8 protein-coding genes and 1 pseudogene are annotated in these 11,267 nt (G+C 74.2%); 6 read left to right on the forward strand and 3 right to left on the reverse strand.

Going from position 1 to position 11,267, the window contains the following annotated elements; all coding sequences use genetic code 11:
• Positions 1-36: 36 nt before the first annotated feature.
• Positions 37-702, forward strand: a complete 666-nt coding sequence (locus ABZX40_RS25900; RefSeq protein WP_355743166.1) for a response regulator transcription factor — start codon at positions 37-39, stop codon at positions 700-702.
• 101 nt (positions 703-803) lie between these two features.
• The gene (locus tag ABZX40_RS25905) at positions 804-1,961 is read left to right on the forward strand and encodes an ROK family transcriptional regulator (protein WP_355743438.1); all 1,158 of its coding nucleotides are present in this window, start codon (positions 804-806) and stop codon (positions 1,959-1,961) included.
• Between the two features lie 176 nt (positions 1,962-2,137).
• Here ABZX40_RS25905 and ABZX40_RS25910 read toward each other — a convergent pair whose 3' ends face one another.
• Both ABZX40_RS25910 and ABZX40_RS25915 read right to left on the reverse strand, forming a co-directional pair.
• A complete protein-coding gene (locus ABZX40_RS25910; protein ID WP_355743169.1) occupies positions 2,138-2,899 on the reverse strand; it encodes a GntR family transcriptional regulator in 762 nt (253 codons plus the stop codon).
• Between the two features lie 292 nt (positions 2,900-3,191).
• The gene (locus ABZX40_RS25915) at positions 3,192-4,076 is read right to left on the reverse strand and encodes an RNA polymerase sigma-70 factor (RefSeq protein WP_355743172.1); all 885 of its coding nucleotides are present in this window, start codon (positions 4,074-4,076) and stop codon (positions 3,192-3,194) included.
• Positions 4,077-4,332: 256 nt separating this feature from the next.
• On the opposite strand from ABZX40_RS25915, the gene ABZX40_RS25920 reads away from it, so the two are divergent.
• Positions 4,333-5,166 carry an alpha/beta fold hydrolase gene (locus ABZX40_RS25920; protein ID WP_355743175.1) on the forward strand — a complete coding sequence of 278 codons (834 nt, stop codon included), beginning with the start codon at positions 4,333-4,335 and terminating at the stop codon, positions 5,164-5,166.
• Here the strand turns inward: ABZX40_RS25920 and ABZX40_RS25925 are convergent.
• On the reverse strand, positions 5,063-6,088 hold the full coding sequence (locus tag ABZX40_RS25925) for a DMT family transporter (protein ID WP_355743178.1): 1,026 nt from the start codon (positions 6,086-6,088) through the stop codon (positions 5,063-5,065). The genes ABZX40_RS25920 and ABZX40_RS25925 overlap by 104 nt on opposite strands.
• A 47-nt stretch (positions 6,089-6,135) precedes the next feature.
• Between ABZX40_RS25925 and ABZX40_RS25930 the strand changes: the two genes are divergently transcribed.
• The 3 genes and pseudogenes from ABZX40_RS25930 to ABZX40_RS25940 all read left to right on the forward strand — a co-directional run bounded on the left by ABZX40_RS25930 (position 6,136) and on the right by ABZX40_RS25940 (position 11,149).
• Positions 6,136-7,743: a PLP-dependent aminotransferase family protein gene (locus tag ABZX40_RS25930; RefSeq protein ID WP_355743181.1), complete on the forward strand. Its 1,608-nt coding sequence runs from the start codon at positions 6,136-6,138 to the stop codon at positions 7,741-7,743.
• 202 nt (positions 7,744-7,945) lie between these two features.
• A pseudogene (locus tag ABZX40_RS25935) lies at positions 7,946-9,520 on the forward strand (alkaline phosphatase D family protein).
• A 135-nt stretch (positions 9,521-9,655) separates the two neighbouring features.
• On the forward strand, positions 9,656-11,149 hold the full coding sequence (locus tag ABZX40_RS25940) for a GNAT family N-acetyltransferase (protein WP_355743184.1): 1,494 nt from the start codon (positions 9,656-9,658) through the stop codon (positions 11,147-11,149).
• Positions 11,150-11,267 lie beyond the last annotated feature (118 nt).

Raw genomic sequence — 11,267 nt, forward strand, 5'->3', positions numbered from 1 at the left:
GGCCCGGGGCCCCTGGGGCCGCCCTAAGGTGGGCGGATGCCGGTGACCGTGCTCCTTGTCGATGACGAACCCCTGGTGCGCGCCGGGCTGCGGGCGGTGCTGGAGGCGCAGCCGGACATCGAGGTGGTGGGCGAGGCGGCGGACGGGGCGGCGGTGATCCCCCTGGTGCGGCGGCTGCGGCCGGACGTGGTGGCGATGGATGTACGGATGCCGCTGCTGGACGGGATCGAGGCCACCCGCGCGGTGCTGCGCACGGTGGACCGGCCGCCGAAGATCCTGGTGGTGACGACCTTCGAGAATGACGAGTATGTGTACGAGGCGCTGCGCGCGGGGGCGGACGGGTTTGTGCTGAAGCGGGCCCGGCCCGCCGAGATCGTGCACGCGGTACGGCTCGTCGCGGCCGGTGAGTCCCTCCTCTTCCCGGCGTCCGTACGGCAGTTGGCCGCCGCGTACGGCGACGGCGGGGGCGGGAACCGGGCCGCGCGGGCGGTTCTGGACCGGGCGCGGCTCACCGATCGTGAGGCGGAGGTGTTGCGGCTGATGACGCGTGGGATGTCCAACGCGGAGATCGCCGCGCAGTTGGTGGTCGGCACGGAGACCGTGAAGTCGCACGTCAGCGCGGTGCTGGCGAAGCTGGGCGCGCGCGATCGGACGCAGGCGGTGATCACGGCGTACGAGTCGGGCTTCGTTTTGCCGGGCTGACGTCCGGGATGGAGGCGGAGTTCATCGTTCCGCCACTCGCCGGGGCTCCTCCGTGCCGAGTACCATCCGCCCAACAAGCGCACATGCTGGGAGGACGTACGGTGGGGCGGCTGACCGGCGGGGATCCCTCGCTGCTGCGAAGGATCAATTCCGCGGTGGTGCTGCACGCGCTGCGTGCCACGGACTCCGCGACGCTGACCGAGATCACCAAGGTGACCGGGCTCTCACGGCCGACCGTCGAGGGGGTCGTCGAGGGACTGGCCGAGAACGGGCTGGTCGTGGAGACCGCGGCCGAGGAGGGCGCGGCGCGGCGGCAGGGGCGTCCGGCCCGGCGGTTCCGGTTCCGGGCGGAGGCGGGGCATCTGCTGGGGCTGGAGATCGGCCCGCACCGGGTGGCGGCGCTTCTCGCCGATCTGGACGGGCGGGTGGTCGGCGCCCAGGCCAAGGATGTCGACGCGACGGCACCGGCCGATGAGCGGCTGGAGCGGCTGCGGGGCGCGGTGGCCGAGCTGCTGCGCCGGGCCGGGGTGCCGCGCGGGTCGCTGCGCGCGGTCGGGGTCGGCACGCCGGGCATCGTGGAGGCGGACGGCACGGTGCGGCTCGGGACCGCGCTGCCGGAGTGGACCGGGCTGCGGCTCGGGGAGCGGCTCGGGCGGTCCTTCAAGTGCCCGGTGCTGGTCGAGAACGACGCCAACGCGGCGGCCCTGGCCGAGCACTGGAAGGGCGGCGCCCGGGACTGCGACGACCTGGTGTTCGTCCTGGCGGGGCTGAGCCCGGGGGCGGGTTCGCTGATCGGCGGACGGCTGCACCGGGGGTTCGGCGGGGCGGCGGGCGAGATCGGCGCGCTGCATCTGCTGGGCCGCGAGGTGACGCCGGAGCGCCTGCTGTCCACCACGGACGAGCCGCTGCAACCGCTGGACGAGCAGCAGGTGGCGGATGTCTTCGCGCGGGCCCGCCGGGGCGACGAGGGGGCCCGTCAGGCCGTGGACCGCTTCATACAGCGCCTGATCCACGATGTGGCGGCGCTGGTCCTCGCCCTGGACCCGGAACTCGTCGTCGTCGGCGGCTGGGCGGCGGGTCTGGACGATGTCCTGGAGCCCCTGCGCCGGGAACTCGCCCGCTACTGTCTGCGCCCCCCGAGGGTCGCCCTGTCCCTGCTGGGCGAGGCGGCGGTGGCGACGGGGGCGCTCCGCCTGGCCCTGGACCATGTCGAGGACGAGCTGTTCGCGGTGGAGGGTGCGGGGACGGCCCGGCAGTAGCGCGACCGGGCAGCCGCGGGGCCCGCGAGCCCCCGCACAAGCACAACCCGCACAAGCGCAAAGGGGACGCGCCCCGGGGATCCCTCCCGGGGCGCCTCCTTGTGCACGGTCGTGTTCTCGGTCGTCCCGCGGAGGGCGTCCCGCCCGGCCCCTGGTCCGGGTGGCGCCCTCCGGGGTCAGGAAGCCCGCTGCTCGGGCCCCTGGTGGATCTCCACACCGCCCGAGTCGCCGAAGGTCAGCCGGCAGGTGTCCGCGCGGTACGTGGCCACGGAGAGCGCGGCGGTGCGGCCGTCGGCGAGGTAGCGGGTGGTGACGACCAGGACCGGAGCGCCGGGCAGGCGGTCCAGCTCCTTGGCGTCGCCCGCGTTGGCCGAGCCCAGCTCCACGGCGCTCTCGCTGCCCTCCAGCTCCAGGCGGTGCAGCTCGCGCACCACCGCCCGCGCGCGGGCGGCGCCCGAGGGGGCGTCTATGGCGGTCAGCTCGGGCACCGAGGACTGCGGGATGTAGAGCAGTTCGGCCGCGACCGGCTGGCCGTGCGTCGTCCGGGTGCGGCGCACGATGTGCACCGGCTGCTCGCGGTCCGTCTCCAGGGCCTCGGCGACCGTGGCGGGCGGCTCGGCCAGGGTGCAGTCGGCCGCCTGCCAGGCGTCCTCGCCCGTGCCCGGCCAGGCGTGCTGCTCGGTGCCGACGGCCACGCCCATGCGCGGCGGCGCCACCGTCGTACCGACGCCGCGGCGGCGCTGGAGTCGGCCTTCGAGTTCGAGTTGTTCGAGCGCCTGCCTCAGTGTGGCGCGGGCGACACCGAAGCGGGCGGCGAGGTCGCGTTCATTGGGCAGGATCTCGCCCACCGCGAACTCGGAGTCCAGTGCTTCGGTGAGCACGGTTCGTAGATGCCAGTATTTTGGTTCCGGTACCGCTTCCAGCTGCGTGGTCCCCACCCTGTCCTCGCAATCGCCGTGATCCGGCAGCGTTTTTTAGCGCCCTTGTTTATTAAAGGTTGTTGCACTAAGAGCGACCATAAGGCTGCCTTAACCCTTGGTCAATACCAATCCTCCGTCCCCCGTGTGCCGTGGACGGCCCTCGCAGCGGAGCGTTCATGACGCGTTCGCAAAGGGCCGCATTCGTGACGTAGCGGCAAAGCCCCCGTCGCGGGACGGGGACCTGCGGTCGGCCACCGGTCGGGCAAACGTTCGCCAGGAAACCTACCTAGTCGGGTTGGCGTAGGCGAACTCAGACACCGGCCACGGCGTACAGCTTGTCCGGATTGCGGATGACGTAGACGGCCTGAATGCGTCCATCCGCGACATCCAGTTGGAACACGGAATCGGGCTCGCCACCGGAGAGGACGAGAAGAGCGGGTCCGGCGTTCACTTCCACGGCCCGGAAGCTGAGATCCGGAATGCCCTGCCGGGCCACCCCGACGAGGAAACGGCCCACCTTGTCGGCGCTCTCCAGGATCCGGAGCGGCGCCTTCGTCTTGCCGCCGCTGTCGCCGACGAGCCGGACATCCGGAGCGAGCAGTTCCATGAGGGCGCCCAGATCACCGCCCGCGGCGGCGGCCAGAAACCGTTCGGTCAGATCACGGCGGCTGGCCGGATCCACCTCATAGCGCGGTCGGCGCTCCTCCACATGCCGCCGGGCCCGCCCGGCGAGCTGGCGCACCGCGGGCTCGGCCCGGTCGAGCATCGCCGCGATCTCCGCGAACGGGAAACCGAACGCCTCGCGCAGCACGAACACCGCCCGCTCCAGGGGCGAGAGCGACTCCAGGACGACGAGGACGGCCAGCGAGACCGTGTCGGCGAGCACGGCCCGCTCGGCGGTGTCGGCGACGGTGTCCCCGAAGTCGGTGACACAGGGCTCGGGCAGCCAGGGCCCGACGTAGGACTCGCCCCGGGCGCGGATCTGCTGGAGCCGGTCGATGGCCAGCCGGGTGACGATCCTGACGAGGTAGGCGCGCGGGGCGCGGACGTCCGAGCGGTCGGCGGCGGACCAGCGCAGCCAGGCGTCCTGGACCACGTCCTCGGCGTCGGCCACCCGGCCGAGCATGCGGTAGGCCACGCCGAACAGGACGGGGCGGTGCTCCTCGAATACATCGGTCACGGTGTCGGTGGTCACCGTGCCATCCCATCCCGGCACCCTCCACGGTGTCCAGGCGATAGGGCGTGTCCCGGAGAACGCCGGGCGGTACGGGGGCCGGTACCGGGGGCGGAGCGCGCCGGTATCCATGGTCGGTACCCACGGCGACCGGGGGGAGCCTCCCTTCGCGCCCGCCCCGCGGGCTACCGGCGAGTAATGGTTACTGCCAAGCTGTCCACCGAGCACACGCCCCGCCCCCGGACCACCCCCCTCCCGGCCCCGAGGAGCAACAGCCATGGCCGCCACCACCGTCTCCTTCGACGTCCCCACCCCGTACGGCCCGAGGTCCGCGACCGTCTCCTACGCGCGCGTGGGCACCGGCGAGCCGCTGCTCCTGCTGCACGGCATCGGGCACCACCGGCAGGCGTGGGACCCGGTGGTGGACATCCTGGCGACCGAGCGGGACGTCGTCGCGGTGGACCTGCCCGGCTTCGGCGCCTCCCCCGCCCTGCCCGCCGGGCTCCCCCACGACCTGTCCACCACCCGCGCCGTCCTGGGCGCCCTGTGCGCGGCGCTGGAGCTGGAGCGGCCCCATGCGGCCGGCAACTCGCTGGGCGGGCTCCTGGCCCTGGAACTGGGCCGCGAGAAGCTGGTCCGGTCGGTGACCGCGCTGTCCCCGGCCGGGTTCTGGACGACGGCCGAGCGGCGCTACGCCTTCACCGTGCTGCGGACCATGCGGCACACCGCCCGGCGGATGCCCGTGCCGCTGGTCGAGCGGATGGCCCGTACGGCGGCCGGGCGCACCGCGCTGACCAGCACGATCTACGCGCACCCGGCCCGTCGCCCACCGCGGGCCGTGATCGCCGAGACGCTGGCGCTCGCCGGGGCCACGGCGTTCACCGAGACCCTGCGGGCCGGGACGGGCGTGCGGTTCACGGACGAGGTGGCGGGGATCCCGGTGACCGTCGCCTGGGGCAGCCGGGACCTGCTGCTGCCGCGCCGCCAGGGCGTCCGCGCCAAGCGGATCATTCCGCACGCCCGGCTGATCCGGCTCCCCGGCTGCGGTCATGTCCCGATGCACGACGATCCGGCGCTGGTGGCCCGGGTGATTCTGGACGGGAGCCGCTGAGGGAGGGCGCGGGCGCCGACCCGTCGGGGGCCTGCGCCCTTCGCCGCGCGAGATGCCGCACCGCGCCCGACCCCAGTGCCACGCCCGCGCCCACCAGGGCGCTCCCGACGGCCTGGGCGAGCCCGTAGGCGCCCGTGCCGACCAGGGGGGCCGTCGCCGCCGCCGCGACCGGGATCAGGCCGGAGAAGAGCGTGGCGCGCTCCGCGCCGATCCGCTGCATGGCCATGTACCAGCAGACGAAGCCGATGACGGTGACCACGGCCGCCTGCCACAGCAGCGCCAGCGCCTCCGTCGTGTCCGGGCGCGGCAGCCACCCCGAACCGTCCACCAGCAGGCCCACCACCGCCGACTCGACCGCCGCGAGCCCGCACACGGTGGCCGACAGCAGACGCGGCCCCAGGGGGCGCAGCACCGGCACCGCCAGCATCGCGAAGCCGACCTCGCCGAGCAGGGCGCACACCGAGAAGGCGATCCCGGCGATGTCCGTGCGGCCCCACCCCTGGACGGTGAACGCGCCGACCGCGACCAGCAGCGCCCCGTACAGGAGCGTCCGTTGCGGGCGGCGGCCGGAGGTCAGGGGGACCAGGACGGCCACGACGATCGGGGCGCAGCCGACGAAGACACCCGGGACGGCCGGTTCCGCCGTGCGCTCGGCGGCGAGCACCGCCAGGTTGAAGCCGACCATGCCGACCGCCGCGAGCAGGCCCAGGCGCCCCCACTGGCGCGGTGTCAGGGCCCTGAGGCGGGCCCCGGCGCCCGCGCCCACGAGCGGGACGAGCAGCAGTCCGGCGAGCGCGTAGCGCAGGAACTGGCCGCCTGCGTAGGGGTAGTCCCCGAGGACGCTGTTGGCGGTGAAGGACGCCCCGACGAGGACGCAGGCGAGCGCGGCGAGCAGGGCCCCGCGCGCGGTGGTGGCATTCATACCGCCGACGCTAGGGACGCGGGCGGTCCGGATTAAGGTCCATTTCCATGAGCCCATCGGAGACCAATTCCGCGCCCGCCTCCGCCTCCGCCTCACCGGCCCCCGCCTCCTCAGCGTCCGACCCCTCCGCATCCGCCCCCTCCACGCCCGCCCCCTCCACGCCCGCCTCCTCAGCGTCCGCCCCCTCCGCATCCGGCCTCTCCTCCCCGGCCCCTTCGTCCCCGGCCTGGGAGCTGCTGCTCCCCGCCGCCTCGGCGCCCGCCCGCGCGCGGGGCCGGGCCCTCCAGGCCGCCCTGCGGGAGGCCGTGCGCTCGGGGCGGCTCACCCCGGGCACCCGGCTGCCCTCGAGCCGGGACCTGGCGGGCGACCTGGGCGTGTCGCGGGGACTGGTCACGGAGGCGTACGAGCAGCTGACGGCGGAGGGGTATCTGCGCAGCGGGCGCGGGGCGGGCACCTGGGTGGGGGACGCCGTACGGGCCGCGCGGCCCGCGGTGCGGGATCTGGCGCCGCGGACGCCGGGGGTGCGGGCCGACTTCGTGCCCGGCACGCCCGATCTCGCGCTGTTCCCGAGGGCCGCGTGGGCGGCGGCACAGCGCGCCGCGCTGGCGGAGGTGCCGCACGCCACCCTCGGCTATCCCGACCCGCGCGGGCTGCCCCGGCTGCGCACCGCGCTGGCCGGGCTGCTGGCGCGGCGCCGGGGGGTGGTCGCGGATCCGGAGCGGATCGTGGTGGTCTCCGGGGTCGCCCAGGCGTCGGCGCTGCTCGGTTTCGTGCTGCACGCGCGCGGGGAGCGGACGATCGGCGTGGAGGACCCGGGCAGCCCGCAGCACGACGCCCTGTACGCGGCGGCCGGGGTGAACGCCGTCCCCGTCCCGCTCGACGCGGAGGGCATCGCCCTGGAGCCGCTGCGGGCCTCGGGGGTGCGGGCCGTGGTGACCACGCCGTCCCACCAGTTCCCGACCGGCATCGCCTACTCCGCGCGGCGCCGGGCCGAACTGCTCGCCTGGGCACGGGACCGGGACGGGCTGATCCTGGAGGACGACTACGACGGCGACTTCCGCTACGACCGGGCGCCGGTCGGCGCGCTCCAGGGGCTCGATCCGGAACACGTGGCCTATACGGGCTCGGTCAGCAAGTCCCTGGCACCGGGGCTGCGGCTGGGCTGGCTGCTGGTGCCGGAGCGGCTCGCCGAGGAGACGGTGGAGCGCAAACGGACCATGGACCTGGGGCACCCGGCACTGGACCAGGAGCTGTTCGCGCGGTTCGTGGAACGGGGGGACTACGACCGGCAGTTGCGGCGCTGCCAGCGCGCCTACCGGGAGCGCCGGGACGCCCTGGTGGCCGCCCTGGCGGACCGCTTCCCCGGCGCGCGGGTCTCCGGTATCGCGGCGGGGCTCCATGTCATCGCAGAGCTGCCCCTGCCGCGGGGGTCGGAGGAACGGTTCCTCGCGCGCGCGGGGGATGCCGGGGTCGCCGTACGGACGCTGGCGGACTACGCGAACCAGGGCGCCGCCCCGCACCCCGGCCCTACTCAGGGCGCTGCCCCGCACCCCGCCGCCCCCGGTGCCGTACGGCTCGTGCTCGGGTACGCGCATCTGACGCCCGCGCGGATCAGGGCGGGCGTGGCGCTGATGGCGGAGGCCGCCGACGGGTGAACCGGGGCACGGGGTAAGGGGCACCGAGTACGAGGCACCGAGTACGAGGCACGGAGTAACGGGCGCGGGGCACGAAGTGCGGACCGTTGTTCACCTCTGATTCGCGTGCGCGCTGTGGAGCCCCCGTAGGAGTAACAGGGCCGTCGGCCGGACACCACCCCACTCCACCGGATCGACCTCAGACGTCACTGGAGGCTCTCTCATGTCCCACGGTCCCCTCCCCGGCCGCCGCGGCGTGCTGCGCGGCTCGCTCGCCGCCTCGGCTGCGCTGGCCCTGCCCGCCGGTCCCGGCGCGGCCCCCGCCCTCGCCCTGTCGGGGCGCCCGCGCGCGGGGTGGGGCGTACAGACCGGCGATGTCACCACGGACTCGGGGCTGGTGTGGGTCCGCGCGGACCGCCCGGCCCGGATGATCGTCGAGACATCCGCCACCGAGTCCTTCCGCCGGACGAAACGCTGGTACGGCCCGCTGCTCGGCCCCGGCACCGACTTCACCGGCACCACGCGACCGCGCGGGCTGCCGTCCGGTGAGTAGATCCACTACCGGGTGCTGCTGGCCGACCCGGACGACCCGCGCCGCACCGGCGAGCCGGTCGAGGGCACCTTCCGGACCGCGTCGGACAAGCGGCGCGACGGCGTCCGGTTCGTCTGGTCCGGGGATCTGGCCGGGCAGGGCTGGGGGATCAACCCGGAGATCGGCGGCTACCGGATCTATGAGGCGATGGGCCGGCTGGACCCGGACTTCTTCCTGTGCAGCGGGGACAATGTGTACGCGGACGGCCCGATCACCGGGTCCGTGGCCCTGCCCGACGGGCGGATCTGGCGGAACGTGACGACCGAGGAGAAGGCGAAGGTGGCCGAGACCCTCGCCGAGTTCCGCGGCAACTTCCGCTACAACCTGCTGGACGAGAACCTGCGCGCGTTCAACGCCCGGGTGCCCTCGATCGTCCAGTGGGACGACCACGAGGTCACCAACAACTGGTATCCCGGCGAGATCCTCACCGACGCCCGGTACACCGAGAAGCGGGTGGACGTACTCGCCGGGCGGGCCCGGCAGGCGTTCTCCGAGTACTTCCCGATCTCCACGCTGCGCCGTCCCGACGGCCGGGTGCACCGGGTCCAGCGGCACGGCCCGCTGCTCGATGTGTTCGTGCTGGACATGCGGACGTACCGGGGCGCCAACTCGACGGACGACCAGACCCGGGACCCGCAGGGCATCCTCGGCGCGGAGCAGCTGGCCTGGCTCAAGCGGGAGCTGTCGCGCTCGCGGGCGGTGTGGAAGGTGATCGCCTCCGACATGCCGATCGGCCTGGTGGTGCCGGACACCGGCGACGGCAGACCGCACATCGAGGCGGTCGCGCAGGGCGACCCGGGGGCGCCGCTCGGGCGGGAGCTCCAGATCGCGGAGCTGCTGCGCCACATCAAGCACCGGCGGATCACCGGCACGGTGTGGCTGACGGCGGATGTGCACTACACCTCGGCGCAGCACTACCAGCCGTCCCGGGCCGCGTTCGGCGACTTCGAACCGTTCTGGGAGTTCGTCTCCGGTCCGCTGAACGCGGGCGCGTTCCCGGCGAACGCGCTGGACGCCACGTTCGGGCCGGAGCGGGTGTTCGTGAAGGCGCCGACGGTGGCGAACGTGTCGCCGGCCGAGGGGTACCAGTTCTTCGGCGAGGTGGACATCGACGGCGGCAGCGGGGAGCTGACCGTACGGCTGCGGGAGCAGGACGGGACGGTGCTGTTCACCAAGACGCTCCAGCCGGGGCGGGTCGGGCAGTGAGCCCGGGGGCCCGTCCGGCGGGTGCCACCCCGCCACCCCACCGCAACAGAACTCACAAAAGGGACATAAGTAGCTTTTACCGTTCAGTCACAGAGCGTTTGTGATCACGCAACACCCTTCCTCCACAGTGGCGGCATGAAGCGGAAGATGTCTGATGTCACCCGGGCCCGCCACGGCCGCCCGGTACACCATTGGCGGCGGGACGTGGTGGAGCTGGCCGCGCTGTTCACGGCCGTCGCGGTCGCGGACGCCGTGGCCAATCTGATCGGTCACGGGCCCGGCGGCCCCGAGCTGCTGGTGATCTCCGCGCTGGTGCTGCTGGCCACGGCGGCGTTCCATGTGTGGTGGTCACGCCGCCACGACCATGCGCCGCCGCCGACCGATACCCACGCCGATATCGATACCGGTGCCCGGCCCCGCTCCCCCGAGAGGCAGGCCGGGCCCCCGGCACAAGGCACCGACGCCGACGCCGACGCCCGCACAGGGACCGGCACAGGCACCGGCACCCCGCTGGGCACCGACACCCCCACCCTCTGGCGCATGCGCACCACCGTCCGCGACGAACCCGGCGCCCTCGCCGCCCTCTGCACGGCACTGGCCGGGCACCGCGTGGACATCCTCAGCCTTCAGACGCATCCCCTGGGCGCGGACACCGTCGACGAGTTCCTGCTCCGCTCCCCCGGCGCCCTCGGCGCCACCGAGCTGACCCGCGCGGTGGCCCTCGCGGGCGGCTCCGGCACCTGGATCGAGCGGGCCGACGCCCATGACCTGGTGGACGCCCCGACCCGGATCCTCTCCCTCGCCACCCGGACCGCTCTGGACGCGGCGGAACTTCCGCTGGCCCTGCGTCAGTTGTTGGGACGGTGCACCATCCGCTCGCTGCCCGCGCGGCCCGCCGCCTCCGGCCGGTCGCCGGACGGCGTTCCCGTGGAGGGCGCGCTGGAGGACACCGTGATGCGACTGCGAGCACCAGAAGGCGGAGTGATCACCGTGGAGCGGCCCTATCTGCCGTTCACGCCCACCGAGTTCGCGCGGGCGCGCGCGCTGGTCGAGCTGGACTCCCGGCTCGGCCCCCGCGTCCCGCGCGGCCATGACGTACTGTCGCTGCCCGAGGGCGGCGACTTCACCGTGCGCCGGGCCGAGCCCGACGACCTCGACGCGGCCAAGGCCATGCACGAACGCTGCTCCACCCACACCCTCGGCCTGCGCTACCACGGCCCGGTGGGCGACGCCGACCGCTATCTCCAGCATCTGCTCAGCCCCCGCTTCGGCCGCACCCTCGCGGTCGAGACCGGCGACGGCCGGATCGCCGGTCTCGGCCATCTGCTGTGGGACGGCGACGAGACAGAGGTCGCGCTGATCGTCGAGGACGCCTGGCAGCGGCGCGGCATCGGCGCCGAACTGCTCGGCCGACTGGTGGCGATGGCCGTGGAGGCGGGCTGCGACAGCGTGTACGCGGTGACCCGGTCCGGCAACACCGGCATGGTCGCCGCGATGCGCGGCCTGGGCCTCCCGCTCGACTACCAGATCGAGGAAGGCACCCTGGTCATCACGGCCCGGCTGGACGCGACCCCGGTGACATCGACCCTCCCGTACGACACGGCACGGGAGCGGAGCGTACGGGAGTGAGGGCGCCGGGGGCCGCCGGGCGCGCGTCCCCCGCCTGCCCGGCGCCCCCCTCACCGACCCACTCGCCCACCCTCTCGCCGACTCCCTCGGCGCCCCTCTCGCCGACCCACTCGGCGTC

This window comes from Streptomyces sp. NPDC004610, assembly GCF_040609715.1.
Classification (GTDB): domain Bacteria; phylum Actinomycetota; class Actinomycetes; order Streptomycetales; family Streptomycetaceae; genus Streptomyces.